The organism is Muricoccus roseus (assembly GCF_900141905.1).
Classification (GTDB): domain Bacteria; phylum Pseudomonadota; class Alphaproteobacteria; order Acetobacterales; family Acetobacteraceae; genus Roseomonas; species Roseomonas rosea.
Window position 1 is genome coordinate 98,813 of sequence record NZ_FQZF01000010.1, and the last position, 26,207, is coordinate 125,019.

The 26,207-nt window shown below is 70.0% G+C and carries 21 protein-coding genes; 10 read left to right on the forward strand and 11 right to left on the reverse strand.

Translation table 11 applies throughout. The features are described from left to right. Positions 1 to 50: 50 nt before the first annotated feature. Positions 51 to 1,028 (reverse strand): Bug family tripartite tricarboxylate transporter substrate binding protein, encoded by a 978-nt coding sequence (locus BUB97_RS10275; protein WP_073134328.1) that lies wholly within the window; start codon positions 1,026 to 1,028, stop codon positions 51 to 53. Between the two features lie 191 nt (positions 1,029 to 1,219). Here BUB97_RS10275 and BUB97_RS10280 point away from each other — a divergent pair, with 191 nt between their 5' ends. From BUB97_RS10280 to BUB97_RS10290, 3 genes are read left to right on the forward strand one after another with little or no spacing between them, the layout of a single operon-like run. Next, entirely contained in the window at positions 1,220 to 2,008 is a 789-nt protein-coding gene (locus BUB97_RS10280; protein ID WP_217659618.1) for an SDR family NAD(P)-dependent oxidoreductase, read from the forward strand. A gap of 12 nt (positions 2,009 to 2,020) precedes the next feature. Next, positions 2,021 to 3,445, forward strand: a complete 1,425-nt coding sequence (locus BUB97_RS10285; RefSeq protein WP_073134331.1) for an aldehyde dehydrogenase family protein — start codon at positions 2,021 to 2,023, stop codon at positions 3,443 to 3,445. A gap of 53 nt (positions 3,446 to 3,498) precedes the next feature. Beyond that, positions 3,499 to 4,377: a beta-keto acid cleavage family enzyme gene (locus BUB97_RS10290; RefSeq protein ID WP_073134333.1), complete on the forward strand. Its 879-nt coding sequence runs from the start codon at positions 3,499 to 3,501 to the stop codon at positions 4,375 to 4,377. 77 nt (positions 4,378 to 4,454) lie between these two features. Here the strand turns inward: BUB97_RS10290 and kdpC are convergent, their stop codons facing one another. The 4 genes from kdpC to kdpF all read right to left on the reverse strand — a co-directional run bounded on the left by kdpC (position 4,455) and on the right by kdpF (position 8,910). Beyond that, complete coding sequence (gene kdpC, locus BUB97_RS10295) at positions 4,455 to 5,045, reverse strand: potassium-transporting ATPase subunit KdpC (protein ID WP_338141780.1); 591 nt, start codon at positions 5,043 to 5,045, stop codon at positions 4,455 to 4,457. Between the two features lie 3 nt (positions 5,046 to 5,048). After that, positions 5,049 to 7,058, reverse strand: coding sequence for a potassium-transporting ATPase subunit KdpB (gene kdpB, locus BUB97_RS10300; RefSeq protein ID WP_073134522.1), 2,010 nt, complete (start codon positions 7,056 to 7,058; stop codon positions 5,049 to 5,051). Positions 7,059 to 7,121: 63 nt separating this feature from the next. After that, complete coding sequence (gene kdpA, locus BUB97_RS10305) at positions 7,122 to 8,819, reverse strand: potassium-transporting ATPase subunit KdpA (protein WP_073134339.1); 1,698 nt, start codon at positions 8,817 to 8,819, stop codon at positions 7,122 to 7,124. A gap of 4 nt (positions 8,820 to 8,823) precedes the next feature. Beyond that, complete coding sequence (kdpF, locus tag BUB97_RS27450; RefSeq protein ID WP_073134341.1) at positions 8,824 to 8,910, reverse strand: K(+)-transporting ATPase subunit F; 87 nt, start codon at positions 8,908 to 8,910, stop codon at positions 8,824 to 8,826. Positions 8,911 to 9,300: 390 nt separating this feature from the next. Here kdpF and BUB97_RS10315 point away from each other — a divergent pair, with 390 nt between their 5' ends. Beyond that, the gene (locus BUB97_RS10315) at positions 9,301 to 12,018 is read left to right on the forward strand and encodes a sensor histidine kinase (RefSeq protein ID WP_245818265.1); all 2,718 of its coding nucleotides are present in this window, start codon (positions 9,301 to 9,303) and stop codon (positions 12,016 to 12,018) included. Further along, a complete protein-coding gene (locus BUB97_RS10320; RefSeq protein WP_073134344.1) occupies positions 12,015 to 12,728 on the forward strand; it encodes a response regulator in 714 nt (237 codons plus the stop codon). The genes BUB97_RS10315 and BUB97_RS10320 overlap by 4 nt, the downstream gene beginning before the upstream one ends. Before the next feature lie 126 nt (positions 12,729 to 12,854). Here the strand turns inward: BUB97_RS10320 and BUB97_RS10325 are convergent, their stop codons facing one another. After that, positions 12,855 to 13,100 carry an ATP-binding protein gene (locus tag BUB97_RS10325; RefSeq protein ID WP_086062097.1) on the reverse strand — a complete coding sequence of 82 codons (246 nt, stop codon included), beginning with the start codon at positions 13,098 to 13,100 and terminating at the stop codon, positions 12,855 to 12,857. Positions 13,101 to 13,223: 123 nt separating this feature from the next. On the opposite strand from BUB97_RS10325, the gene creD reads away from it, so the two are divergent. Then, entirely contained in the window at positions 13,224 to 14,582 is a 1,359-nt protein-coding gene (gene creD / locus BUB97_RS10330; protein ID WP_073134349.1) for a cell envelope integrity protein CreD, read from the forward strand. Between the two features lie 99 nt (positions 14,583 to 14,681). Here the strand turns inward: creD and BUB97_RS10335 are convergent, their stop codons facing one another. The 4 genes from BUB97_RS10335 to BUB97_RS10350 form a co-directional block, all read right to left on the reverse strand. After that, a complete protein-coding gene (locus BUB97_RS10335; protein WP_073134352.1) occupies positions 14,682 to 16,187 on the reverse strand; it encodes a DASS family sodium-coupled anion symporter in 1,506 nt (501 codons plus the stop codon). Between the two features lie 116 nt (positions 16,188 to 16,303). Beyond that, complete coding sequence (locus tag BUB97_RS10340) at positions 16,304 to 17,548, reverse strand: NADH-ubiquinone oxidoreductase-F iron-sulfur binding region domain-containing protein (RefSeq protein WP_073134354.1); 1,245 nt, start codon at positions 17,546 to 17,548, stop codon at positions 16,304 to 16,306. Next, the gene (locus tag BUB97_RS10345) at positions 17,545 to 19,173 is read right to left on the reverse strand and encodes an FAD-binding protein (RefSeq protein WP_217659619.1); all 1,629 of its coding nucleotides are present in this window, start codon (positions 19,171 to 19,173) and stop codon (positions 17,545 to 17,547) included. Before BUB97_RS10345 ends, BUB97_RS10340 begins: the two co-directional genes overlap by 4 nt. Further along, positions 19,170 to 19,841 carry a 4Fe-4S dicluster domain-containing protein gene (locus BUB97_RS10350; protein ID WP_073134358.1) on the reverse strand — a complete coding sequence of 224 codons (672 nt, stop codon included), beginning with the start codon at positions 19,839 to 19,841 and terminating at the stop codon, positions 19,170 to 19,172. The genes BUB97_RS10345 and BUB97_RS10350 overlap by 4 nt, the downstream gene beginning before the upstream one ends. 173 nt (positions 19,842 to 20,014) lie before the next feature. On the opposite strand from BUB97_RS10350, the gene BUB97_RS10355 reads away from it, so the two are divergent. Next, complete coding sequence (locus BUB97_RS10355) at positions 20,015 to 21,511, forward strand: acetyl-CoA hydrolase/transferase family protein (protein ID WP_073134361.1); 1,497 nt, start codon at positions 20,015 to 20,017, stop codon at positions 21,509 to 21,511. A gap of 181 nt (positions 21,512 to 21,692) precedes the next feature. Continuing rightward, a complete protein-coding gene (locus BUB97_RS10360; RefSeq protein WP_073134527.1) occupies positions 21,693 to 23,180 on the forward strand; it encodes a pyruvate kinase in 1,488 nt (495 codons plus the stop codon). 116 nt (positions 23,181 to 23,296) lie between these two features. On the opposite strand, the gene BUB97_RS10365 is transcribed toward BUB97_RS10360, so the two are convergent. Then, the gene (locus BUB97_RS10365; protein WP_086062088.1) at positions 23,297 to 24,028 is read right to left on the reverse strand and encodes a GntR family transcriptional regulator; all 732 of its coding nucleotides are present in this window, start codon (positions 24,026 to 24,028) and stop codon (positions 23,297 to 23,299) included. A 174-nt stretch (positions 24,029 to 24,202) separates the two neighbouring features. Between BUB97_RS10365 and BUB97_RS10370 the strand changes: the two genes are divergently transcribed. Then, a complete protein-coding gene (locus BUB97_RS10370) occupies positions 24,203 to 25,105 on the forward strand; it encodes a dihydrodipicolinate synthase family protein (RefSeq protein ID WP_073134365.1) in 903 nt (300 codons plus the stop codon). 112 nt (positions 25,106 to 25,217) lie between these two features. Next, positions 25,218 to 26,198 (forward strand): Bug family tripartite tricarboxylate transporter substrate binding protein, encoded by a 981-nt coding sequence (locus BUB97_RS10375; protein WP_073134369.1) that lies wholly within the window; start codon positions 25,218 to 25,220, stop codon positions 26,196 to 26,198. The last annotated feature ends 9 nt before the right edge of the window (positions 26,199 to 26,207 follow it).

Below are 26,207 nucleotides of genomic sequence, written 5' to 3' on the forward strand. Positions count from 1 at the left end.
CGCGCGGCAGGTGCCACCCTCCCCGGGAGCCGCCGCGGCTGCCCGGCGCCTCACATCGCGATATCGGCTTCCCGCACCACCGGTCCCCACTTCCGAAGCTCGGAGGAGATGAAGGTCCTCAGCTCCGCGGGAGAGCCGCCGACGGCCTGCATGCTCAGCCTGGCCAGCGCGTCCTGCCCTCTCGGGCTCGCGAGGAAGGCGTTGCTGGCCGCGTTCAGCCTGCCGATGATCTCGCTCGGTGTTCCCGTGGGCACGGCCAGGGCATACCAGGCGGAGGCCTCGAAGCCCTGGAACCCGGCTTCCTGCACGGTCTCGACCTCCGGCAGGTCCACCGAGCGCTGGGATGTGGTCACTGCGAGGGCGCGGATCTTTCCCTCCCGCGCGAGCGGCACATAGGAGGGCAGGAAGTCCATCGCGAGGTCGATCTGCCCGCCGAGCAGATCCTTCACCACATCCGCGGTGCCGCGATACGGCACGCTGGTCAGGCTGATCCCGAGTTCGCGCTCCAGCAGCAGGGCGGTGATGTGCCCCAGGGTTCCGTTGCCGGGAACACCGACGGTGAGCTTGCCGGGATGGGCCTTGGCCTGGGCCGTGAGCTCCTGAACGTTTCTCACGGGCAGGGCCGCCTTCGCCGCGACGACGAGCGGCGACTTGGCGATCAGCACGACCGGCGCGAAGGCCTGCTCGGGGTCGAAGGCCAGGTTCCGGTAGATCAGCTTGTTGTTCGCCAGCGGCCCGGGCGTGCCGAACAGGATCGTGTAGCCATCGGGCGCGGCCCTGGCGACGACAGCGGCGCCGATATTGCCGCCCGCGCCGCTGCGGTTGTCCACGATCACCTGCTGGCCCAGCGTCTCGCCCAGGTGTTGCGCGAGGGCGCGCGCGAGAAGGTCGGTTCCCCCGCCGGCGGAGAAGGGGAGGACCAGGGTGACAGGGCGCGATGGCCAGGCCTGGGCGCGGGCCGGCCGCGACGCCCAGGGTGCGGCCATCGCGATGGTGAGCGCGGCCCTTCGAGTCACGCGCGGTGCCATGGTGTCCTCCCGTGATACGCCGAGGCTGTGCTGCCTGTTGCACGCAATCTAGCCGCCCCTGCCGTCGGCGCGGCGCCTTTGTCGTCGAATTCCGGGATCCGGAATTCCGGGACGCGCCGGTCGACGCCCTCCCCGCATCGGCTAGCTTCCTCGCCAGGCATGGCGAGAGGAGCCGGCATGAGCGAGGCGAGATGGCGCGGCGCCCCGGGGCGGCAGCGATGACGGGCATCGGGATTCCCGCGCTCCCGGTCCCGAATGTCGCGCTGGTGACGGGAGCCAGCGGCGGGATCGGCAGGGCGACGGCGGCGCGGCTCGCCGCCTTAGGCACGGCGGTCATCCTTGGCTACAACAGCCGCCGTGCGGAGGCGGAGGAGGTGGCCGGCGGCCTGGAGGGATCCGGGCACCTGGCCCTGCGCCTCGCGATCGACGATCCGGCCTCCATCGCGGAGGCCGTGGCGACCGTGGAGCGTCGCTTCGGACGGCTGGATGCGCTGGTCAACAGCGGGGGCGCGACCACCCCGGTTCCCGCCGGCGATCTCGCTGGCCTGACCGACGAGATCTTCGACCGGACCGTCGCCCTCAATCTCCGCGGGCCTTTCGCCGTAATCCGTGCTTTCCGCCCGCTGCTGGAAAGCGGCGAGGGCGCGGCGATCGTGAGTATCTCTTCCATCGCGGCCCGCACGGGCCTTGGCAGCAGCCTGGCCTATCTCGCCGCGAAGGCTGGACTCGACGCGCTCACCCTCGCGCTCGCCAAGGTTCTCGCGCCGCGGATCCGCGTCTTCTCCGTCTCGCCGGCCGGCGTCGATACCGGCTTCGTGCCCGGCCGGACGCGCGAGCAGCTGCGGCAGACCGCCGAGCGGCTCCCGCTCGCCCATGTCACGACGCCCGACGACGTGGCGCGGGCGGTGGTCGCCTGCATCATCCACCTGACCAGCTCGACGGGCATCGTGGTGCCTGTGGACGAGGGCCGGCATCTCTAGGGACAGGGCGCCATGGATCGGTTGAAGTTCTACATCGACGGCGCCTGGGTGGATCCGGTCGCGTCCTCCACCCTCGGGGTCCTGAATCCGGCCACGGAGGAGGTCTTTGCGCGGGTCAGCCTGGGCTCGGCGCAGGACGTGGACCGAGCCGTCGGTGCGGCGCGCCGGGCCTTCGCCACCTATTCGGAGACGAGTGTCGAGGAGCGCCTCGGCTATCTCGGGCGGATCACCGAGGGCTTCCGGGCACGCCTGCCGGAGCTGGCGCGGGCGATGACGCTCGAGATGGGCGCGCCCATCACCTTCTCGACCGAGCGGCAGGCGACGGTTGCGCTCTTCCACTTCGAGGAGGCGGCGCGCGTGCTGGCGCGCTACCCGTTCGAGGAGCGGATGGGGGAGGGGATCATCCGCCGCGAGCCGATCGGCGTCTGCGGCCTGATCACCCCGTGGAACTGGCCGCTGAACCAGGTGGCCTCCAAGGTGGCGCCGGCGCTCGCGACCGGATGCACCGTCGTGCTCAAGCCCAGCGAGATCGCGCCGCTCAGCGCGATGCTGTTCGCAGAGATCGTCCATGAGGCCGGCCTTCCGCCCGGCGTCTTCAACCTCGTGAACGGCGACGGCCCCACCGTGGGCGAGGCGGTCGCCGCCCATGCCGGAATCGACATGGTGTCCTTCACCGGATCGACGGCGGCCGGCGTGCGGGTCGCGAAGCTGGCGGCGGACACCGTCAAGCGTGTCGCGCAGGAGCTGGGCGGGAAATCCGCCAACATCATCCTGGACGATGCCGATCTGAGGGCGGCGGTGACCCAGGGCGTTCACGCCTGCTACACGAACGGCGGGCAGAACTGTCAATCGCCGACGCGCATGCTCGTGCCCCGTGCACGGCGAGAGGCGGCGTTCGAGGTGGCGCGTGAGGCGGCCGGCGCCATCCGGCTCGGCGATCCGCTTGATCCGGCCACCACCATGGGGCCCGTGGTCAGCCATGCGCAGTTCGAGAAGGTTCAGGCCTTCATCAACTCGGGCATCGAGGAGGGTGCGCGGCTGGTGGCCGGCGGGCCTGGGCGGCCGGCGGAGTTCAACCATGGATACTACGTCCGCCCGACCGTCTTCGGCGATGTGACGCCGGACATGCGGATCGCGCAGGAGGAGATCTTCGGCCCCGTGCTGTCGATCATGAGCTACGACACCGAGGAGGAGGCGATCGGAATTGCCAATGACACGCCCTTCGGACTGGCTGGCTTCGTCCAGTCCGGGGATCCCGGGCGCGCGCGCGCCATTGCCAATCGGATCCGGGCAGGGCGCGTCTATATCAACGGTGCCCCCTTCGACCGAAGCCTTCCCTTCGGCGGGTACAAGCAGTCCGGCAACGGGCGGGAGTTCGGGGCCTTCGGGCTCGAGGAATACCTGGAGGTGAAGGCGATCCTGGGGAGCCAGGGCTAGCGGCTTCTGGAGCGTCGGGGCGTGCGGCCGGGGAAGTATCGGAGAGAGTGGGCATGGCGAAGACGATCCTGACGGTGGCCGTCACCGGCAACATCACCACGGTGCAGCAGCATCCCGGCCTGCCCTGCACGCCGGAGCAGATCGCCAGGGCAGCGATTGAGGGCGCGAAGGCCGGAGCCGCCATCGCGCATATCCATGTCCGCCATCCCGATGGCCGCCCGAGCATGGAGCTGGAGCACTACCGCGAGGTGATGCAGCGCATCCGGGATTCCGGCACGGACATCATCATCAACCTGACCACCGGGCCCGGCCAGCGCTTCATCCCGAGCGCGGGCGACCCCAGCAAGGCCGCCCCCGGCACCACGCTGATGCATCCCCTGAAGCGTGTGGAGCACATCGTCGCGCTGAAGCCGGAGATCTGCACGCTCGACCTCAACACCATGTTCGCCGGCAGCTCGGTGGTGATCAACACGCCGGACAACGTGCGGATCATGGCGCAGGCGATGCGCGAGGCGGGCTCCAAGCCGGAGCTGGAGGTATTCGACAGCGGAGACATCCACCTGGCCCGGGCGTTGCTGGAGGATGGCACGCTGGACCAGCCGCCGCTGTTCCAGATCGTCCTGGGTATCCGCTACGGCTTCGACACCTCGCTGCCCACGCTGGCCTACGCGCATTCCCTGCTGCCAGGCAACGCGATCTGGGCCGCCTTCGGCATTGGCCGCTGGTCCTTTCCGGCCGTCGCGCAGAGCTGGGCACTGGGCGGGCATGTCCGCGTCGGGCTGGAGGACAACATCTACTACCGCCGGGGCGAGCTGGCGCGGGACAACGCCCAGCTCTGCGAACGCGCGGCGCGGATCGTGGACGACATGGGTGGGGAACTGGCCAGTGCGGCAGAGGCGCGGGCCATCCTCGGGCTGCGCGCGCGGGCATGAGCATGCGGCATGCCGTGCCGCACCTCTCCGCCGCCCTGCCCCCTGCTTTCACCCGGACGACGGGCGGGGCGATGAGGCTAGCGCATGGCGTCGAGCGACAGGTTGAGGCGCAACACGTTCACGCGTGGCACGCCGAAGAAGCCGAGGGCCGGCGCGGTGGTGCTCTCCGCCAGGAGCGCGCGCACCCGTTCCTCCGGGAGGCCACGGGCTTGGGCCACGCGTGCGACCTGCCGGCCCGCATTTTCCGGGCTGATATCGGGGTCTAGCCCCGAGCCCGAGGCCGTGACCGCATCGGCCGGGATCGGAGCCGAAACTGGGCCGGCCGCCATCACCCGCTGCCGCACCGTCTCCACCAGGGCCTGGCTCGACGGGCCGCGCTGCGAGGCGGCGCCGGCTGCGGCGTTGTAGGGCGCATCCACCGTCCTGCTGCTGTCCTTCGGATCCGTGGCGCTGGTGGCGGAGGGGCGGGGATGGAAGTAGCGGGCGTCGGTGAAGTCCTGGCCGATCAGCGCGGAGCCGATCACCCGGCCGTCGCGCTCGACCAGGGAGCCCCCTGATCGGGCCGGCAGCACGAGGCCCGCGACCTGCGTGAAGGCGGCAGGCACGGCGATGCCGAGGAGAAGGGTGAAGCCGACGACCAGGGTCGCGGCGGGGCGGATGAAGGACATGATTCAGGCGATCCCCAGGATCTGGAGGAGGATGTCGATGAGCTTGATGCCGATGAAGGGGGCGACGATCCCGCCCAGCCCGTAGATGAGCAGGTTTCGCCGCAGCAGCGCGGCCGCGCCCGCCGGCCTGTAGCGCACCCCGCGCAGCGCCAGCGGCACCAGGGCCACGATGATGAGCGCGTTGAAGATGACGGCCGAGAGGATGGCGCTTTCCGGGCTGGCCAGGCGCATGAGGTTCAGTGCCTGGAGATCCGGGTATTGCGCGACAAAGATGGCCGGCAGGATGGCGAAGTACTTTGCCACGTCATTGGTGATGGAGAAGGTGGTCAGCGCGCCACGGGTGATGAGCAGCTGCTTACCAATCTCGACGACCTCGATGAGCTTCGTGGGGTCGCTGTCCAGATCCACCATGTTGCCGGCCTCGCGCGCGGCCTGGGTGCCGGTCTGCATCGCCAGCCCGACATCGGCCTGCGCCAGGGCGGGCGCGTCATTCGTGCCGTCCCCCGCCATGGCGACCAGGCGCCCCTCGCCCTGCGCGTCGCGGATGTAGCGCAGCTTGTCCTCCGGCGTGGCCTCCGCGATGAAGTCATCCACCCCCGCCTCGGTCGCGATTGCCGCGGCGGTCAGGCGGTTGTCGCCTGTCACCATCACCGTGCGGATGCCCATCTGGCGCAGCTGGGCGAAGCGTTCGCGGATGCCGGGCTTGACGATGTCCTTCAGCTCGATGGCGCCAAGCAGATGGCGGTCCTTCGCCACGATCAGCGGCGTGCCGCCCGCCCGGGCAATCCGCTCCACCACCTGGCGCAGCGCCGCCGGAGCCTCGGTCCCGATGGCACGGACGAGGCTGTCGGCCGCACCCTTCCGGTAGCTTCCCGTCGGCAGGTCCAGCCCGGAGATGCGGGTCTGCGCCGCGAAGGGAACCACCGTCGCCCCGGGCGGCAGGGCAGGGGGGGCCATGCCGTGCCGTTCCTTGACGAAGGCGAGGATGGAGCGCCCCTCTGGCGTCTCGTCGGCGATGGAGGAGAGGATGGCAGCCTCCGCCAGCGCGCGCGCATCCACCCCTGGGGCGGGATGAAGCGCGGCGGCCTGGCGGTTGCCCAGCGTGATCGTTCCCGTCTTGTCCAGCAGCAGGACATCCACGTCGCCCGCGGCCTCCACCGCCCGGCCGCTGGTCGCCATCACGTTGAAGCGCACCAGGCGGTCCATGCCCGCGATGCCGATGGCGGAGAGCAGCCCGCCGATCGTCGTTGGGATCAGCGTGACCAGCAGCGCCGCCAGGACGGGGACGGAGGGTGGGGCGCCATTCCAGGAGGCCAGGCCGACGACGCTCGCCACCGCGATCAGGAAGATGATCGTCATGCCCGCGAGGAGGATGTCGAGCGCGATCTCGTTCGGCGTCTTCTGCCGTGAGGCACCCTCCACGAGGGAGATCATGCGGTCGATGAAGGTAGAGCCGGGCGCGGCGGTGATGCGCATCACGATCCAGTCGGAGACGACCAGGGTTCCGCCCGTGACCGCGCTGCGGTCGCCGCCGCTCTCGCGGATCACCGGGGCACTCTCGCCCGTCACGGCCGCCTCGTTCACGCTGGCGATGCCCTGTACCACCTCGCCGTCGGAGGGGACGATATCGCCCGCTTCCACCAGCACCAGGTCGCCGACCCGCAGATCGGTGGCATCCCGCGGCTGCCAGATCGTGCGGTCGTCAGGCCGAAGCAGGAGCTTGGCCCGGGCCTCCGTCCGGGCCTTGCGCAGGCTCTCCGCCCGCGCGCGGCCGCGTCCTTCTGCCACGGCCTCGGCGAAGGTGGCGAAGAGCACGGTGAACCAGAGCCAGAGGGCGATCCATGCCTGGAAGGCCCAGGGCTCACCGAGAAAGGCGGAGCGGGCGGAGAGCAGGGTGACGAGGATCGAGACAACCTCGGTCACGAAGATCACGGGGTTCCGCAGCAAGGCCAGGGGGTTCAGCTTCCGAAAGGCGTCCCGGGCGGCGCGCGGCAGCAGGGCCGGCTCCAGCATCGGGGGCCGCGCGCCTGCGGTCGCGCCCGCGCCTGTGGTGGTGTCGAGCATCGGGATCGGGCCTCAGAAGGTCTTGCCAGCGAGCAGGGCGAAGTGCTCGGCGATGGGACCGAGGGAGAGGGAGGGCAGGAATTGCAGCCCGCCCAGGATGAGGATCACGCCTGCCAGCAGGCCGACGAAGAGCGGGCCGTGGGTGGGGAAGGTGCCCGCGCCTTCCGGCGCGCGCGGCTTGGCGGCCAGCGATCCGGCAATGGCCATGACCGGCACCACATAGCCGAAGCGGCCGAGCAGCATCGCGATGCCGAGCGTGGCGTTCATCCAGGGCGTGTCGGCGGCCAGCCCGCCAAAGGCCGAGCCGTTGTTCCCGGCGGCGGAGGTGTAGGCGTAGAGCATCTCCGTCAGGCCGTGCGGCCCGGCGTCCTGGATGGAGGAGGCCGCCTGGGGCAGCACCACGGAAATGGCGGTGAAGCCGAGGATGGTGGCGGGCAGGACCAGCACGGCGAGCATGGCCAGCTTGATCTCCCGGGCCTGCACCTTCTTGCCCAGGTATTCCGGCGTCCGCCCCACCATCAGCCCGGCGACGAAGACGGCGAGCAGGGCGAAGACGAGCATGCCATAGAGGCCGGAGCCCACGCCGCCCGGCAACACCTCGCCGAGCTGGATGAGGAAGAGGGGCACCATGCCGCCGAGGGGCGTGAAGCTGTCGAGCATCGCGTTCACCGCGCCGCAGGAGGCGCCCGTGGTCGTGGCGGTGAAAAGCGCGACGAGCGGCAGGCCGAAGCGGATGTCCTTGCCCTCCATGTTGCCCATGGCGGGGTCGACGCCCAGGGCAGCGAAGGCGGGGTTGCCCGCGGCCTCGGCGGCATAGATGGCGGCGGTAGCGGCAACCACGAAGCCCAGCATCACCGCCTGCAGGGCGCGGCCCTGGCGGCGGTCGCCGACGATGCGGGCGAAGGTGAGGCAGAGCGCGAAGGGAATGACGGCCTGCGCCCAGATCTGCAGCGCGGTCACCAGGGCGTCCGGCCCTTCGAAGGGATGCAGCGAGTTCACGCCGAAGAAGCCGCCGCCATTCGTGCCGAGGTGCTTGATCGCCACCTGGAAGGCCGCGGGACCGAGCGGGATGAGCTGCTCCGCTCCCTCCAGCGTCGTCGCGGTGACAGGGCCCGCGAAGGTCTGGGGGATGCCGAGCGCCACGAAGGCGGCCCCCAGGACGAGCGCGAGGGGCAGCAGGATGTAGAGCGTCACGCGGGTGAGGTCGGCCCAGAAGCTGCCCAGTTCCCGCAGGCCACCGCGCGCGAAGGCGCGGGAGACGGCGAGCGCCAGCGCGATGCCGGTGGCGGCCGAGAGGAAGTTCTGCACGGCCAGCCCGGCCATCTGGGCGAGGTAAGACGCCGCGACCTCGCCCGAATAGGCCTGCCAATTCGTATTCGTCACGAAGCTGACGGCCGTATTGAAGGCGAGCCAGGAGGACATGCCGGGAACGCCCTGCGGGTTGAGCGGCAGCACGCCCTGCAGGCGGAGAATGGCGAAGAGGAGAAGGAAGCCCGCCGCATTCGCCGTCAGCATGGCGAGCGCGTAGCCCTTCCAGTCCTGTCCGCGGCTGGGGTCGATCCCGCCGAGGCGATAGAGCAGCGTCTCCATGGGGCGCAGCCAGGCCACGCGGCCATCCGCGACCGCCGCGATATAGCGCCCGAGCGGCATGGCGGCCGCGAGCACGAGCGTGAGCACGAGGGCGATCTGCGCCCAGCCGATGAGGGTCATGGAATCACAGCCCCTCGGGACGCAGCAGCGCCCATAGAAGATAGGCCAGTAGGCCGGCGGCCACGGCGCCGCCCAGGATCAGTTCCAGCATGGCGCGTCAGACCCGGTCGCAGCCGGCGACGTAGGTGGCCAGCAGCGCGAAGGCGCCGAGGCCGATACCGAGGACGAGAAGGTCCATCATCGTGAGTCCTCCTGCCGGGAACTGCCGGCGGTCCGGACTTCAATGAAAAGACGCGCGTAAAGAGGCTATTCCGGATTTGGGAGGCGCCCGTAAAAAGCGCATAAAGGCGGCACCGGTCCGCCCTGCGGAGCGCCGTTTTTATGTGGTTTTTACAGGGCTGCGGTGAATGGATGATCGCGTTTTTACACGGACGCGGGCAGCATCACGCCTCCGGGCTGGCCGTCACGCCGGGCCGCTCGTCGGCATCGAGGTTGGAAGAGTGACAATCGGCGTGACGATATCGCGCGGTATTCCGTTCCCGTGAGAGCACGCCGGCAACTGGAACATGGCGGAGCCGCCCGCCCCGACCCCGATGCGCTGCTGGCCCGGGCGAAGCAGGAAGGGCAGGGACGCCTGAAGGTGTTCCTCGGTGCCGCCCCCGGCGTCGGCAAGACCTACGAGATGCTGACGGAGGCGCGCCGCCGCGCATTGGGCGGCGCCGATGTCGTGATCGGGCTGGTGGAGACCCATGGCCGCGCCGAGACCGCCGTCCAGGTCGCGGGGCTGGAGGTGCTGCCGCGCGCGCGCATCGCCTATCGCGCGCAGGTGCTGGAGGAGTTCGACCTGGACGGCGCCCTGGCTCGCCGCCCCGCCATCCTCGTGCTGGACGAGCTGCCCCACAGCAACGCGCCAGGCAGCCGCCACCCCAAGCGCTGGCAGGACGTGGAGGAGCTGCGTGCCGCCGGCATCGAGATATGGACGGCGATGAACGTGCAGCACCTGGAGAGCCTCTCCGAGGCGGTGGCGCGCATCACCGGCGTGCGCGTGGCCGAGACCGTGCCCGACCACGTGCTGGCCGGGGCGGACGCCGTCGAGCTGATCGACATTCCGCCGGCCGAGTTGTTGGAGCGGCTGCGCCAGGGCAGGGTCTACCGCCCCGACCAGGCGGCGCGGGCCCTGAAGGGCTTCTTCCGCGAGGGCAACCTGGCCGCCTTGCGCGAGATGGCGCTGCGCCGGATGGCGGAGCGGGTGGACGCCGACGTCACGGGGTACATGCGGGCCAATGCCATCGCGGGACCCTGGCCGGCGGGCGACCGGGTGATGGTGCTGGTGGGGGCGGAAGCCTCGGCCGAAGGCGTCGTGCGGCATGCGCGCCGCATCGCGGACGCGCTCCGCGCGCCGCTGGTGGCGCTGCATGTGGAGCAGCCGGGAGAACCGGATGCCGGGCCGGCCGCCGCGCCAACCGCCGCGCTCCGGGCCGCGGAGACGCTGGGCGCCGAGACGGAAACGGTGGTGGACACCGACCTGCCGCGCGCGATCCTGGCCGCGGCGCGGGCCAGGAATGCCACGCATCTCGTCATGGGCCGCGGCCGTCCACCGCTCTGGCGACGCCTGACCGGGCGCACCCTCTCGGCCGTGCTGCTGCGCCGGGCCGCGGACTTCACGCTGCATCTGGTGCCGAGCCCCACCGCCGTGGGGCGCGCGCCGGCGGCGCCGGAGCGGCGCGCATTCCCGACCTGGGTCGGCTGGGCGAGCGCCTCCACCTTCGTGCTGGGCGCGACGGCGATCGGCCTCGCGCTGGATGAGCGGGTGACCGAGGGGTCGCTCGGCATGATCTATCTGGCTGCGACGGTGGCATCGGCTGTCGGCTTCGGTCCCGTTCATGGCCTCGCCACGGCGGTCCTGTCCTTCCTGCTCTGGAACTACCTGTTCATCGAGCCGCGCTACACCCTGACCATCGACGGCCCGCAGGAGGTGGTGGGTGCCCTCGTCTTCGGGCTGGTGGCCCTGCTGCTCGCAGGCACCGCGGGGCGGCTGGGCCGCAAGGCGCGCACCGCCCAGGCGCGAGTCTTCGGGCTGCGGCGGCTGGTGGAGTTCAGCCGGCGCCTTGGCGCGCCGATGGACCGCGCTGCCTTGCTGGCCCTCATCGCCGAGGAAGCCGAGCGGGTCGCCGGATGTCCCTGCTGCGTCCTCATGCCGCTTTCGGGCGAGGATCTGCCGGGCCTCGGCCTGCCGCGAGAGCGCCAGCCGGACGACACCGACCTGATCATCCGTGCCGCCGCCCCGCCCTCGGCCGAGCCGGACGACGCCTCCATGGCCGCCGCACGCTGGGCCTATGCCAAGGGGCGCGTGACCGGGTGGGGCACGGATACCCTGCCCACCGTCTCATGGCGGTTCCAGCCGCTGCCCACGGCGCAGGGCGTCGCGGGCCTGATCGGCTTCCGTTTCGCCGACCGCCCGGAGCATCTGGACCCGGAGCGCCAGCGCACGCTGGACGCCCTGCTCGACCAGGCGGCCATTGCGCTGGAAAGGGCGGAACTGATGGAGGAGCGCGCGCGCGGCGCGGTCCGGGCGGAGGCGGACGCCTTGCGGACCACCCTCCTCACCTCGCTCGGCCATGACCTCCGCACGCCGCTGACCGGCATCCGCGGGTCGCTGGAGACGCTGCGGACCATGGGCGACGCGCTCTCGCCGGAGGCCCGGGCGGACCTGATCCTCGCGGCCGAGGAGGAGACGGTGCGCCTCACCCGCTTCGCTTCCAACGTTCTCGACATGGTGCGACTCGAGAGCGGGCAGGTTGCCCTGCGGCGCGAGCCGGTGGACCTGCCCTCGGCCCTGGAGGCGGCCGTAGAGCGGGTGGAGCATGCGACAGGGCGGCAGGTGGATTGCCGCATCGCCGGTCCGCTGCCGGCCCCCTTGCTGGACCCGGTGCTGTTCGGCCAGATCCTTGCCAACCTGCTCGATAACGCCCTGAAGTTCTCGGGCGCTCAGGGCAAGGTCGCCATCCTGGCCCGGCGAGACGGCGCGAGCGTCCTGGTCTCTGTCGAGGATGACGGGCCGGGTATTCCGCGCGAAGATCTCGCCCGCATCTTCGATCCCTTCTTCCGCGCTTCTCGCACCGACCGGATCGCGGCGGGCACCGGCCTCGGCCTTGCCATCGCGCGCGGCCTTGCGGTCGCAATGGGGGGGCAGATCACGGCCGAGAGCCCCATCCGGGAGGGGCGCGGGACGCGCGTGACCCTTCGGTTCGCCTCATGACCAGCACCCCTTCCAACCTCGCTCCTCCGCGCATCCTGGTGATTGATGACGAGCCGCAGATCCACCGCTTCCTGAGCCCCGCGCTGACCGCTTCGGGCTACGAGCCGCTGCGGGCGGAGAACGCCATGGCGGGCCTGAACCTCGCCGCGACGCATGCGCCTTCCGCCGTGCTGCTGGATCTTGGGCTGCCCGACCTGGACGGGCAGGAGGTCATCCCTCGTCTGCGTGCCTTCACCGCGGCGCCGATCATCGTGCTCTCCGCCCGCGACGGGGAAGCGGCCAAGGTGGCGGCGCTGGACGGCGGAGCGGATGACTTCGTGCAAAAGCCCTTCGCCCTCGCCGAACTGCTCGCGCGCCTCAGGGCATCCCTGCGGCGCGCGGCGGCTGCCGCGGGGCAGGACGCGCCGGCGGTGCAGATTCGGCTGGGTGAGCTGGAAATCGACCTCGCCGCGCGGGCGGCCAGGCTGGGCGGGACGCCGCTCAAGCTGACGCCGCGCGAGTGGGGCCTGCTCGCCGCGCTGGCCCGGGCCGGGGCTGGGCGCGTGGTCACCCAGCGCCAGCTTCTCTCGGCCGTATGGGGGCCAGGCCATGCCGAGAGTTCGCAATATCTGCGTGTCTATATCGGGCATCTTCGCCAGAAGCTCGGGGAGGCGGCCACGCTGATCCGGACCGAGCCGGGGGTTGGCTACAGGCTCGGCCCCCCCGATTAGAGCCACCCTGCTCGACCACCCCGCGCCGAGGGGCGCCCGCTCAGCGGGCCCCGGCCCGCCGATGCCGGCGAGAAGGGCGGTCCGTTCGGAGCAACCTCGCCGCGTCGGTTGCCCGGCCGGCGAGCCCTATGTCGCCCGTGGCAGGACGATCCGAAACGTCGCGCCCGTCGCGGAAGGGAGGAGCGCGATGCTGCCACCCGCCCCCTCCACCAGGGCGCGCGAGATTGCGAGCCCCAGCCCGGTACCGCCGCGGTCCCGCGCCGTGGTGAAGAAGGGGTCGAACGCACGCGCGGCATTGGCGGGGGAGAGACCCGGTCCGTGCACCACCTCCCTGATCGCTGGGTCGTCATCCACGATCAGGATGCGCGGCATGGACCTCTCCCCGGCCGTCTGCACCGGATTTGCACGGCTCCGGCACAGGCTTTCCCTGCCGGCGCCATCCGTCCGGCACGGCCCGCTGGGAGGATGGCGGCCTTACCCGATAAGGCCAAGCCCATGAGCGATATCCCGCATTCGCCCCTCTCCTCACCCAAGCCCATGCCGGCCCGTCCTTTCCTCCGGCTCGGGCGGGCGGGCAAGCTCGCCCTTGTCGGCGGCCTGCTGCTCCTGCTGCTCGTGCCGCATCTGATGATCGAGGCGGTGATCGAGGAGCGGGAGTCCTACCAGGAGCAGGTGCGCGACGGCATCGCGCGGAGCTGGGGCCCCGCGCAATCCGTGCTGGGTCCCGTCCTGGTCGTGCCGACCCGCAGCCCGGCGCCGCGCGCACCCCATGAGACGGGCCCGCTCCGGTGGGAGCGGGGTGCCGTCGCGGTCCTGCCCACGCAGATGAAGGCCGAGGCGGCGCTTTCGCCGGAGCGGCGCCGGCGCGGGCTGTTCGAGGCCGTGATCTACGAGGCCGAGGTGGCACTTTCCGCCAGCATCGTCGTGCCGGCGGTGACCGCCGACCCCGGAGCCGAGCTGCTATGGCGCGAGGCCTTCCTGGCGACCGGTGCCACCGACCTGCGCTCCGCCGCGGCGGCTGCCCGCCTCTCGGTCGAGGGCCGGGAGTTGGTGGCGCGGGACGCGTCGGAGAACGGCTGCATCGGGACCGAATTGATCCGCTGGGACCTGGGGCTGGATGGCCCGCCTGAGCCTGGCCTGTCCCTGAGCGTCGCCGGCGCCCTGTCCCTGCGCGGCACCGGCCGTTTCGGCCTCCTGCCGCTCGCCCGCCGGGCCGAGCTGTCCGTCGTCGCGCCCTGGGTGACCCCAAGCTTCAGCGGCGCCGGCCTGCCCGTGCGCGCCGAGGTGCGGGATGCCGGCTTCAGCGCGGAGTGGCGGGAAGGCGCCGGCCAGCTTCTGGTCCGGAACCTCGGTCCGGGCTGGTGCGGGACGCTGATGGCCGGGGAGACGCAGGTGGGCGTGGATCTGCTGGAGGCGGTGCCCACCTACCGCATGGTGACCCGCGCCTCGAAATACGCGGTGGTGTTCTTCGTGCTCGCCTTCCTGACCTATGTGCTGTTCGAGCTGGTGGCAGGGGTGCGCATCCATATCGTGCAGTATGGGCTGCTCGGCCTCTCGCTCGTGCTGTTTCCCCTGCTGCTGCTGCTGGCTTTCGGCGGGCCGCTGGGTTTCGCAGCGGCTTATGCGATCAGCACCGCGGCCGTCGTGGTCCAGGCTTCGGTCTATACCGGGGCGGTGACGCGGCGGGCGGGGCTGACTGGGCTCTTCGCCTGCGTGCTCGCCGGGCTGTTCGGCTTTCTCTATGTCGTGCTGAGCCTGGAGGCCTATGCGCTACTCGCCGGCGCCACGGCCCTGTTCCTCGCGCTCTCGGTGGTGATGGCGGTCACCCGCCGTGTGGATTGGGCGAGCGAATAGCGGGACGGCCCCACCCGGCGATCTCGCCGGAGGGGTCTCCCACCTGCGCTGGCCGGCCCGGACCACGGAGGCAGAGCCGCGATGGCCGCTTTCCCGGACCTACCAGTAGCCCAGCAGCTTCCACCAGATCCCTCCAAGGACCGCGAAGATGGCCAGCTCGCCGACGCACATCAGGAAGCCCACGCGCCACCAGTTGCCCAGGGTCACGTAACCGCTGCCGAAGATGATCGGCGAGGTGCCGGTCGCGTAATGGGTGAGCGTCATCATGATGGTCGAGCCGGCGGTCATCATCAGCAGGAAGGGAACGTGGTACTCGGGCGGCACCAGCTGCACGCCCACGGTGAGGAAGGCGAGCATCATCGCGCTGACATGCGCCGTGGTGCTGGCGAACAGGTAGTGCGAGAACACGAACAGCAGCACCAGCAGCGCGGCGGCAGCCTCCCAACCCATGCCCGCCGCGATGATCCCGTTCTTCAACCCATTGGAGAACCAGCCGATCACGCCGACCTTGTTCAGCTGCTCCGCCATCATGACCAGCGCGCCGAACCAGACCAGCGTGTCCCATGCGCTCTTCTCGGAGAGCACGTCGTCCCAGTCGATGGTGCCGGTGATGATGAGGGTGAACAGCCCCACGAAGGCGACCGCGGTCGGATCCAGGGTGAAGGCCGGGCCGAGCAGCATCGCCGGGACATTGGCCCAGAGGACCAGCAGAAGCACGAAGGTGCCGATCATCACCTTCTCCTTCCCGCTCAGGGGGCCCATGCGCTTGAGCTCCTCGCGCGCGTAGTCGACCGCGCCCGGGGTGGCCTTCACCTCGGGCGGGGAAAGCAGGCCGATCGCGAGCGGCATCAGCAGCAGGCAGGCGAGGCCGGGCAGGAGCATGCACAAGGCCCAGGTCGTCCAGGACAGGTGGAAGCTGCCATTGGTCACCCGCGCCACGTAGTCCACGACCAACGGGTTGGGCGCGGTCGCGGTGACGAACATCCCGGAGGTGATCGTGTTGGCATGTATGTTCACGAGCGCCAGATAGGTGCCGATCTTGCGCTCGGTGCCGTTGGCAGGGTCCGAGCCGAAGGCCGTGGCGATGGACTTCATGATCGGATGCACGATGCCGCCGCCGCGCGCGGTGTTGCTGGGCGTGAACGGCGCCAGCACCAGCTCGCATACCGCGAGGCCATAGCCGATGCCGGTGGTCCGGCGGCCAAGCAGTGAGATGAAGACCAGGCCGATCCGGCTGCCGAGCCCTGTCTTCTTCAGGCCGCGCGAGATCAGGATCGCCACGACGATCAGCCAGATCAGCGGGTTGGAGAAGCTGGCCAGCGCATCGGCGACGGCGCCTTTGGACGAGGTGGAGGTGACCTGCGACAGCGCGATGATCACGATCGCCATCATCGCCATCACGCCGATCGGCATGACCTTGAGGATGATGGCCACGATGGTTGTCAGGAAGATCGCCACCAGCCCCCATGCCTTGGGTGTCAGCCCATCAGGCGTCGGCACCATCAGCAGTGCGAAGAGTACGAGGGTGGTGATGATGGCCGGCTTCAGCCGGAATGGAACGACGCTGTTGAAGTACAGGAACATCGCTCGAAGACGCTCGTACATCGCGGGTCCTTGTCGATCTGTGCCGGGGCCAGGTTGGTCGCATACGGGGCAGGCGCGTGGCAGGGGCGGAGGTTTGGGTGTGGGCGATCCGTGGAGGGGGCGCGGCGCCTTGCGGCTCAGCCGTGTCTCAGCGCCCGCTCATACTCGCCGCGGAAGGTCTTGATGGAGCTGGCCAGCACGGTGGCCGCCCCATCCACCAGGCCGCAGCGGCCGCTGCCCGGCAGCAGTTGCGTCAGGTTCTCCAGCGCCTCCAGATCGCCGGGCCGTCCGGCCCCTGCCTCGATCCTGCCGAGGATACGGGACACCTGGTGCGTCCCGACCTTGCAGGGGGGGCACTGGCCGCAGGAATTGGCTGCGAAGAAGGCTACATACTCCGCCGTCTTGCGGAGGATGCTGGTTCCCTCTCCCACCACGATCATGGCGCCCGTGCCGAGGCGGGATCCGCGGTCGCGAAGGCTGTCGAAGTCGAGCGCGACGTCGAGATACGCGTCGGTCAGCAGCGTGTTAGAGGGGCCGCCGGTGAAGACGGCCTTGAAGCCCCGATCCGCCAGCATCCCGCCGCCGCAGCCGAAGACCAGTTCCCGCAGCGAGGTTCCCATCGGCAACTCGTGCAGGCCGGGGCGCAGCACGTCGCCGGAGAGGGAGAAGAGCTTCGTCCCCGCCGCGCCGCCGCGTCCCAGTCCACGGTACCATTCCGGCCCATGGCGCAGGATGTGCGGCACATGGGCGAAGGTCTCGACATTATTCAGCAGTGTCGGCGCGCCGTTCACGCCGGCCTCCGCCGGGAAGGGCGGCTTCAGCGAGGGAAACGGGAAGCGACCCATGACGCTGGCGACCGCGGCGGTCTCCTCCCCACCGACATAGAGGCCCGATCCCTCGAAGACCCCGATCCGCAGGGGCTCGCCCAGCGCTTCGGAGAGCCGGGACAGGAGATCGTGACCTGTCCAGGCCGCCACCGCCGCGCGGGTCGCTTCCACCGAGGCCGCCTCGCGTGGATTGACGTAGAGGGCGACATTCGTGGCGCCGACGGCCAGCGCACCGATCAGCGCGCCCTCGATCACCTGGTGCGGCGTGCGGGAGAGCAGGAAGCGGTCCTTGAAGGTGCCGGGCTCGTCCTCATTGCCGTTGCAGATCACCCACTTGCCCTCGCCTGCAAGGCGGGGCTGGGCCGCGACGGCGGACCATTTCCGGTGCGTTGGGAAGCCGGCGCCGCCCAGGCCGCGCAGCCCGGCGGCCTCGATCGTCGGGATGATGGCGGCGGGGTCGTCGAGCGCCTGGGAGAGGCCCTCCCCACCCCCGGCCTTCAGCCAGGCATCGAGGTCGGGGCCGACGCGGATCGCCTCAGCGGTGAGTACGGTCATGCTGCCTTTCCTCGCGCCGTGGCGGCATCGAAGTTGCCGTAGGGGGGGAAGATCATCGGTGCCTTGCGGCTCAGCGACAGGCCCTGGATGAGCAGGGCGCGCCGCCAGTCCGCCAAGTGGGTCAGCCCGACATTGCGGGGGCGCTCCCCTCGTGCATCCGCGGCGGCGGCGGCGCCGGCACGGCGGCCGAAGGCCACCAGCTCCAGCAGCGCATTGCCCATCATCCGGTTCCGGCCGTGCAGGCCACCCACCACCTCGCCGGCGCAGAGCAGGCCGGGCACGTCCGTGCGCCCTGACGGATCGATCGCGACGCCGCCATTCTGGTAGTGCAGCGTCGGGCGGATCAGGAAGGGCTCGGCCGCCGCGTCGAAGCCGGCGCGATGCGCCAGATGGGTGAGGGTGACGAGGCTCCTGCCGAGGATACCGGGCTGCGCCCGCTCCAGCGAGGGCGTGTCGAGGAATACGCCCGTGCTGCCGTCCCGCTCCACTCCGCGCCCTTCGGCGATTTCGCGCAGAATGGCGGAGGCCACCACGTCGCGGGGGCGCAGCTCCTCCACGAAGCGCTGCCCCAGCCCGTTCACCAGGAAGGCGCCCGAGGAGCGCGCCGCCTCGCTCACCAGCGCCCCTTCGAGGTGGTGCGGCCAGGCGATGCCGGTGGGATGGTATTGGAAGCTGTCGATCTCCCGCAGCGGGGCGCCGAGCCGATACGCCAGCACCAGCCCATCGGCCGTGGCGCCGTAGTGGTTGGATGTGGGGAAGCCCGCGATGTGCAGCCGCCCGGACCCACCGGTGGCGAGCACCGTCGCCCCCGCGCGCACCAGCACCGTGCGTCCACGGGCGAGATCATGGAGCGCCGCCCCGGCACAGCGGCCGCGGTCGTCGGTCAGCAGCTCCATCGCGGGATGGCGGTCCATGATGACGATGCTGGGCTGCAGCAGGGTCGCTTCCCGCACCGCCCGCATCAGCTCCAGCCCTGTGAAATCGCGGTAGGAGAGCAGCCGCGCCGCGGTCGCGCCGCCCGGCGTCTTGCGCAGGAGCGTGCCGCCCATGCGCTGGCTGTTCTCCGTCAGGTCGAAGCTCATGCCTTCCTGGATGAGCCAGCGGACCGCATCCGGCCCGTCGGAGACGAGGGCGGAGACGAGCGCCTTGTCGGCTGCGAAATGGCCGGCCCGCAGCGTGTCCTCGAAATGGCGCTGGAGGCTGTCCTCCGCCCCCACGGCAGCCTGGATGCCGCCCTCGGCCATCACGGTGTTGCTGTCGCCGATCCGCAGCTTCGTGGCGAGCAGCACCCGGGCGCCGGCGCGCGCGGCCGTCAGGGCCGCGATACAGCCCGCACCGCCACCGCCGATCACCAGCACATCCGTGTCGAGCATCGGCGCGCCGGCGATGTCCACGTCCTCCACCAGCGAATCCGCCTGGAGGAGATCGGCCAGTTCCGCCGGGCAGGGCAAGCCGGCGCTGGGGCCGACGCGCAGCGTCTGCATCGCCCCGGGCCGGTGGTCCGGATGAAAGCCATGCAGCAGCTCGGGGACCGGCAGTTCGCAGGCCCGCGGAGCGGCTGGCGCCGCGCTTCGCCAGGCCTCAAGCGCGCGGGCATGGGGGACACTCACCGGGGCGACGCTCACGGAGCCACCGGCGGGTTCGCGCCGGGCGCGTCGGGGTCGATGACCTGGCGCCCATCCTCGATCTCGTGGAGGCGCATGATCAGGTCCGAGGGGCGCAGCGTCAGCGAGGCCGCCATGCGGCGCACGAACTGGCCGAGATGCGCCGGGTCGATATGCTCCGGGCAGGCGGCGACGCAGAGGTTGCACATGACGCAGTGATCGAAGAGCTCCGCCGCCGCGAAGGCCTGGCCCACCGCGGCGAGGTTCACCATGCGCTGCACCTCGATGCCTTTGGGGCAGGCGCGGTCGCAGCCGCTGCAATGGCGGCAGTTCTTGGCCTCGGGGAAGACCTTGTCGATCTCGTCGATCGCGGTCCAGCTGTCGGTCAGCGCGTGCAGGTCATAGGCATGGGGGCGGCGGGCGGGGAAGTGGTCGAGGAAGGACACCTGCATCCCCTCCTCCGGGAGGGTCTCGCAGGCCAGCGCGGTGCCGGCCAGCCGCTCCCCCTTGCGGCGCACCAGCACGCGGCAGGCGCCGCACACGCCCTGCCCCATGCAGCCGACATTCTCCGTCAGCGGCAGCCCCGCGGCGGCCCAGGCCTGTAACAGAGATGTCTTGGAGCTGGACTCGATCCGATGGCCATCGAAGACGAAATGCACGTGCTCCGTCACCGCTGCGTCATCCGCCATCCCTGCAAATCTCCCTCATGGTGCCGCGCGGACACAGGTAAGGCGGCGAGGACTGTCGGACCACCCCGGCGGGAATCATCCGTTGATCCTGGTTAACCCGGCGCTTATGCACCTTGCCTATCACGCCCTGCCTGCCACCCGCCGCCTTTATTGCTCCACCAGGTGCACGAGACATGTACAACCACCGCATCCGTCGCCCTTCCCTTCTCGACAAGGTCTGCACGCCGGAGCAGGCGGCCCGTCTCATCCAGGACGGCATGACCGTGGGCATGAGCGGCTTTACGCGGGCGGGTGAGGCGAAGGCGGTGCCGCTGGCCATGGCCGAGCGGGCGATGGTGGATCCCTTCCAGATCACGCTGATGACGGGCGCATCTCTCGGCAATGACATCGACCGGCGGCTGACGGAAGCCGGGATCCTGGCACGCCGCCTGCCCTTCCAGGTCGATCCCGTGCTCCGCGCCGCCATCAACCGGGGGGAGGTGATGTTCGTTGACCAGCATCTGTCCGAGACGGTGGAGCTGCTGCGGTCCCGCCAGATGGGCCCAATCGATGTCGCGATCGTGGAGGCCGCCGCGATCCGCGAGGATGGGGGCATTATCCCGACCACCTCGGTCGGCAATTCGGCGACCTTCGCCATTCTGGCCGAGAAGGTGATCGTGGAGATCAATCTCAGCCAGCCGATGGAGCTGGAGGGGCTGCACGACGTCTACATTCCCACGCGCCGCCCGCATCGCGAGCCGATCCCGGTGACATCGTGCGAGAGCCGCGTCGGGCTTCCCTATATTCCGATCGAGCCGACGAAGATCGCGGCCATCGTCTTCTCCGAGCGCAGTGACAGCCCCTCGGCCAACGAGCCGCCGGATGCGGAGACGGCGGCCATCGCGGGCCACCTTATCGAGTTCTTCCGCCATGAGGTGAAGCAGGGCCGCCTGGGCATGGGGCTTGCCCCGCTCCAGGCCGGCATCGGCACGATCGCCAATGCGGTGCTGCACGGGCTGATCGACAGCCCGTTCCGGGACCTGAGGATGTACAGCGAGGTTCTGCAGGACAGCACGATCGAGCTGTTCGACGCCGGTAAGCTCTCCTTCGCCTCCGGCTCCTCCATCACCCTCGGTCCCCGGATGACGGAGCGCTTCCTCTCTAACCTGGCGAGCTACAAGGACAGGATCGTCCTGCGGCCTCAGGAGATCAGCAACCATCCCGAGGTGATTCGCCGTCTCGGCATCATCGGCATCAACACGGCGCTGGAGTTCGACATCTACGGTAACGTCAACTCGACCCATGTGAACGGGACGCAGATGATGAACGGCATCGGCGGCTCCGGGGACTTCGCGCGCAACGCCTACATGTCCATCTTCGTGGCCCGCTCCACGGCCAAGAGTCATGCGATCTCCTCCGTGGTGCCGATGGTGACGCATGTGGACCATAACGAGCATGATGTGGACGTGCTGGTGACCGAGATGGGTCTGGCCGACCTCCGTGGGCTTGCCCCGCGCGAAAGGGCGCGGGTCATCATCGAGCGCTGCGTCCATCCGCTCTACCGGGACGCCGCCCTCGACTATGCCGCGCGCGCCGCGAGACTCGGCGGGCATACCCCGCATCTCCTGCAGGAGGCGTTCGACTGGCACCTGCGCCGGATGCGCACGGGAACCATGCTCGACCCGACGTGACGCGGCGGGCGCGGGAGACGGTTCTTCGGCCGCGAATCGGCGCGGGGCCGCGGCTTCACACCTTTTTCACACCACCGCCGCGACGCATGGGCTAGGGCAGCGGCCCTGTCGCGGATGGGGTTTTTCGATGAAGCAGTTGAAGCCGGCCGCTCGACTCCCCGTGAAGAAGCCGGCACGCGCCATGCGGCCATCGCCCAGGCCGGACATCGTCGCGCTGCACGGTGAGGTCGCCCGCCTTCGCCAGGCCGTGCGCGAGGAAGGGGAGGCCGCCGTCGCCGGCTGGGCCGAGTGCCTGCATCGGCCGGAGTTCGGCCCGAGCGCGAGAAACCTGGCCCACTACCTCGCCCTGCGGCACCGGGACCTTCGCGCGTTGCAGTCGCCGCTGATGGCGCTTGGCCTGTCCTCGCTGGGGCGGCTGGAGAGCCGCGTGCTTCCGGGGCTGGAGGCGGTCGAGGCCACGCTCGGGCGGCTAGCCGGGCAGGAAGGGGGCGATTGGCCCTCGGAGGCGGCCTTCTTTGCCGGCCAGGAACTGCTCGCGCGGCGGACGGAGGAGGTGCTCGGGCCGGTCTCGCCGGACCGGCAGGTCGGCCTTCTCGTGACCTGCCCCTCCGAGGCGGCCGATGGGCCCGGCTTCATGCTCGAGCTCGCGCGGTGCGGCGTGGAGGCCGTGCGGATCAACTGCGCCCATGACGACGCGACGATCTGGGCCCGCATGGTGGAGCATGTCCGGGCTGCGGAGAGCGAGACCGGCCGCCGCCTGCGGATTCTGATGGACCTGGCCGGCCCCAAGATCCGCACGGGCAAGGTCCGCCATCTGCGCGATGGAAAGCGCATCCTTGAGGGCGCGCGTCTCGCCATCGTGCCGCCCGGCGGCCTCCGCCGGCTGGACGAGGACGAGGCCGACTTCGCCGCGGAATGCACTCTGGCCGAGGTGTTCGGCATGGCCAGGGCAGGAGAGCGGGTCTTCCTGGATGACGGCAAAATCGGCGCCGTGATCGACCGTGCCGATGATGGGTGCCTCCTCACCCGCGTCACGCGGGCGGACGCCAAGGGCGTGAAGCTGAAGCGGGAAAAGGGGATCAACTTCCCCGATACGGATCTGCGCTGCGCTGCGTTGACCGCGAAGGACCTGGAGGACCTCGACTTCATCGTGCGTCATGCGGATGGGGTCGGCTACTCCTTCGTGCAGTCTGCGGCAGACATGAAGGATCTGCAGGATGCGCTCGCGGCGCGCCGGCCGGAGGACTGGCAGCGCCTCTCCGTGATCCTGAAGATCGAGACCCAGCGTGCCGTGAGGGCCCTGCCGGAGATCGTCGTTCGCGCCGCCGGACGGCAGCCCACCGCGATCATGATCGCCCGCGGGGATCTCGCGGTGGAGATCGGCTTCGCACGGGTGGCCGAGATGCAGGAGGAGATCCTTTGGATCGGCGAGGCGGCGCATGTTCCGGTGATCTGGGCCACTCAGGTCCTGGAGAACCTGGTGAAGAAGGGCATGCCTTCGCGCGGGGAGATGACGGACGCAGCCATGGCATCCCGTGCCGAATGCGTCATGCTCAACAAGGGCCCGCACGTGTTCGAGGCGGTTCGGGAGCTGGACACGCTGCTTCGGCGGATGGCCGAGCATCAGCATAAGAAGACCCCGCGGTTGCGGCGCCTCGCCAGCTGGTAGACGTGGCGGTGGCCGCGATCGCGGCGGTGAGGGATTCTGGGCACGCAGGCGGCGGAAGCTGGCGGGAAGGCGCCGGTCAGGGTTCGGGGATGGGCGCGATCATTCGGCCGGGCGGCCTAGCCAGGAAGGTGCCCGCCCGTCTGCGTCATGACCTCGATGACCCGGCGCTTGGAGCTCTCGATATGCGCCATCATATGGGCCAGCGCCTCATCGGGGCGTCCCTCAGCGAGGGATTGCAGGAAGGCGAGATGCTCGCGCATGGCGGGCACGACCTGCATCGGGCGAAGCGCTTCCGCATCGAAGCGAATCAGCCGGACATGCAGGCTATTCACGCGATAGATCTCAGACAGGATCTCGTTGCCGATCGCGTCCACCATCATGTCATGAAGGCCCCAGTCAACCGCCTGCGCGTCCTTCTCCAGGGATGCGTCGGATCGCGAGGCGAGGGCCCGCGTCAGGATCGCCTCATGCGCGGCAATCTGCTCGCGGACGATGGCAGGGGGCGTGGTCCGGGCGAAATGGAGCGTTGCCTCCCGCTCGACCATGGCGCGGACCTGCCAGGCATTGCGGATGAGCTTCATGTCGACGGGAGCGACCTGGAGGCCGCGCTTGGGGACGGCGCGGATCAGCCCGGCCGCCTCCAGCCGCGGTACCATCTCCCGCACCGCGGCGAGCGACATGCCGAGCAGGCCTACCAACTCCCGCTGGGAGACGAACTGCCCGGGCCGGATGCGGGCGTCGATGATCTGCTGCCGGAAGCCCTGGTAGGCCAGGCTGCGCTGGGTTGCTGGCGCGGCGCCAACCTCTCCCGCCTCCATGGTCGTTGCTGCCTCAGCCCTGGCCACCATCAGCACGCATGCTCCTTGTCTGGCCGACCGATTATCGCGCGTGCCCACGACGCCGGCCAGCTTTATTGAACGGTGGTTGACATGTCAGCATGGTGCCGGCCAGAGTTCTGACATGTTAGGGGGTAGCCAGGACCCGTACGGACCCGGCACGCCCACCGAAGAAGGGACAAGTCCATGAGCCTCGACCTGACCGGCGTTATCCCGCCCCTCGTCACGCCGTTCACGGCAGAGGGGGAGATTGACGAGACGGCCTTCCGCAACGTGATCCGCTTCAACCTGGCCAGGGGCGTCCACGGCGTGTGCCCTGGCGGCAGCAGCGGCGAGGGCCACACCCTCACGCTCGACGAGTTCCGCCGGATCATGGAGATCACCGCCGAGGAGGTGAACGGAGCTGTTCCGATCGTGGCTGGCATCATCTCGAACAGCACGCGCGACGCGATCAACCGTGCGAAGGCCATTGAGCACCTGCCTGTCGCGGCGCTGCAGGTCACGCCCGTGCACTACCTTTTCAAGCCGGACGAGGCCTCCACCTTCCGCCACTTCAAGGCGCTGACCGAAGCCGTGGGCACGCCGGTCATCATCTACAACGTGGTGCCCTGGAACTACTGCACCCCCGCCCAACTCATCCGCCTGATGAGCGAGCTGCCCGGCGTTCAGGGCGTCAAGCAGAGCCAGGGCGACCTGAAGCTGATGGCCGACCTGCTGCTCGGTGTGCCGAAGGGCTGCAAGATCTACTCGGCCATCGACGCACTGCTCTATTCCTCCTTTGCGCTCGGCGCGCATGGCACGATCGCGGCCACGCCCGCCGCCATCCCCGGTGTCTGCGTGGCGCTGTGGAAGGCTGCCCAGGCCGGGGACCACGCCAGGGCCTTCGAAATGCACAAGGCGATGCTCGCCTACTGGAACGCCATCGTGGCCGATAACCTCCCGGCGAACATAAAGACCTCCCTCACGCTCCAGGGCTGTGACGCAGGCCTGCCGCGCGCGCCCATGCCGCCCACCAGCGACGCTCAGCGCGCGCGCATCGAGGAGACGCTGAAGGCCGTGCTTCGCTACGAGGCACTGGAAACGGTGTGAGCCCGGGCGGGCAGGGGAGGGGGCGCTCCCTGCCCCGCGGGACTTTTGCTGCACGGCAAGAACCGGGGCCGTAAGGCGCGGAACCCGGACCAAGAAAGAACAGGAGGAAAGCATGCCACTTGATCGCCGCGGGCTTCTGACGCTCGGCGCTCTCACCGCCGCGGGCGGTGCCCTCCCCTTGGGGGTGAGGGCACAGAGCTTCCCGAGTAGGGCGCTCACCATTGTCGTGCCCTTCGCCCCAGGTGGAAACACCGATCTTGTGGGCCGGATCGTCGCGACCGCGCTCGGCAAGGTACTCGGGCAGTCCGTCGTCGTCGATAATCGTCCCGGCGCGGGAGGTTCCATCGGCGCGGGGCAGGTCGCCCGCACCGCGCCTGACGGGCACACGCTGCTCCTGGCCGGGGCCGGCGTGATCGTCACCGTTCCGGAGATGACGACCACGCCCTACACGCCGGCGGACTTCGCTCCGCTCAGCCTCGTCAATCGCAGCTCCATGGTGCTGCTCGCCCGCAGCAATGACGGGCGCTTCCGCAGCTTCTCCGACCTTGCCAGTTATGCCCGCTCCGGAGAGGGGAAGCTCAACGCAGCCCATTCCGGGCCAGGCACGCCGAACCACCTCGCGCTGATCCAGCTCGAGAACCTGCTCGGCGCCAAGTTCACCACCGTCAGCTATCGTGGGTCCGGACCGGCGCTGAGCGACCTGCTGGGCGGCCAGATCGATGTGCATTTCGACCAGGTGACGAGCGCTCTGTCCCATATCCGCTCCGGTGCGCTGCAAGCGCTGGCGGTGCTCGGGCCGGCGAATGATCCTGCCCTGCCGGATGTGAAGACGGTGTCGCAACTCGGCTTTGGAGAGATCGACGGAACGACCTATATCGGCCTCCTCGTCCCCGCTCGTACTCCGAAGGATTTGCGGGACCGCCTCGCGGCCGCCATCCAGCAAGCCGTTCGCGACCCGCAGATGGTCACGAGCGCGCGCGATCTCGGCAGCGAAGCCTATGCCGGGACTCCCGAGGAGTTCGCGCGCATCCTGGAGGCGGAGCACGCCCTGTCCAGCAAGGCCGCGCGCGATGGCCGGCTGAAGGCTGATTAGGAGAGGGCG

What these genes read in the sequence shown, in the direction of transcription:
- BUB97_RS10275 (WP_073134328.1), bottom strand. Translation starts at nt 1,028, where the DNA reads ATGGCACCGCGCGTGACTCGAAGGGCCGCGCTCACCATCGCGATGGCC.
- BUB97_RS10280 (WP_217659618.1), top strand. Translation starts at nt 1,220, where the DNA reads ATGGCGCGGCGCCCCGGGGCGGCAGCGATGACGGGCATCGGGATTCCC.
- BUB97_RS10285 (WP_073134331.1), top strand. Translation starts at nt 2,021, where the DNA reads ATGGATCGGTTGAAGTTCTACATCGACGGCGCCTGGGTGGATCCGGTC.
- BUB97_RS10290 (WP_073134333.1), top strand. Translation starts at nt 3,499, where the DNA reads ATGGCGAAGACGATCCTGACGGTGGCCGTCACCGGCAACATCACCACG.
- kdpC (WP_338141780.1), bottom strand. Translation starts at nt 5,045, where the DNA reads ATGTCCTTCATCCGCCCCGCCGCGACCCTGGTCGTCGGCTTCACCCTT.
- kdpB (WP_073134522.1), bottom strand. Translation starts at nt 7,058, where the DNA reads ATGCTGGAGCCGGCCCTGCTGCCGCGCGCCGCCCGGGACGCCTTTCGG.
- kdpA (WP_073134339.1), bottom strand. Translation starts at nt 8,819, where the DNA reads ATGACCCTCATCGGCTGGGCGCAGATCGCCCTCGTGCTCACGCTCGTG.
- kdpF (WP_073134341.1), bottom strand. Translation starts at nt 8,910, where the DNA reads ATGCTGGAACTGATCCTGGGCGGCGCCGTGGCCGCCGGCCTACTGGCC.
- BUB97_RS10320 (WP_073134344.1), top strand. Translation starts at nt 12,015, where the DNA reads ATGACCAGCACCCCTTCCAACCTCGCTCCTCCGCGCATCCTGGTGATT.
- BUB97_RS10325 (WP_086062097.1), bottom strand. Translation starts at nt 13,100, where the DNA reads ATGCCGCGCATCCTGATCGTGGATGACGACCCAGCGATCAGGGAGGTG.
- creD (WP_073134349.1), top strand. Translation starts at nt 13,224, where the DNA reads ATGAGCGATATCCCGCATTCGCCCCTCTCCTCACCCAAGCCCATGCCG.
- BUB97_RS10335 (WP_073134352.1), bottom strand. Translation starts at nt 16,187, where the DNA reads ATGTACGAGCGTCTTCGAGCGATGTTCCTGTACTTCAACAGCGTCGTT.
- BUB97_RS10340 (WP_073134354.1), bottom strand. Translation starts at nt 17,548, where the DNA reads ATGACCGTACTCACCGCTGAGGCGATCCGCGTCGGCCCCGACCTCGAT.
- BUB97_RS10350 (WP_073134358.1), bottom strand. Translation starts at nt 19,841, where the DNA reads ATGGCGGATGACGCAGCGGTGACGGAGCACGTGCATTTCGTCTTCGAT.
- BUB97_RS10355 (WP_073134361.1), top strand. Translation starts at nt 20,015, where the DNA reads ATGTACAACCACCGCATCCGTCGCCCTTCCCTTCTCGACAAGGTCTGC.
- BUB97_RS10360 (WP_073134527.1), top strand. Translation starts at nt 21,693, where the DNA reads ATGCGGCCATCGCCCAGGCCGGACATCGTCGCGCTGCACGGTGAGGTC.
- BUB97_RS10365 (WP_086062088.1), bottom strand. Translation starts at nt 24,028, where the DNA reads ATGGTGGCCAGGGCTGAGGCAGCAACGACCATGGAGGCGGGAGAGGTT.
- BUB97_RS10370 (WP_073134365.1), top strand. Translation starts at nt 24,203, where the DNA reads ATGAGCCTCGACCTGACCGGCGTTATCCCGCCCCTCGTCACGCCGTTC.
- BUB97_RS10375 (WP_073134369.1), top strand. Translation starts at nt 25,218, where the DNA reads ATGCCACTTGATCGCCGCGGGCTTCTGACGCTCGGCGCTCTCACCGCC.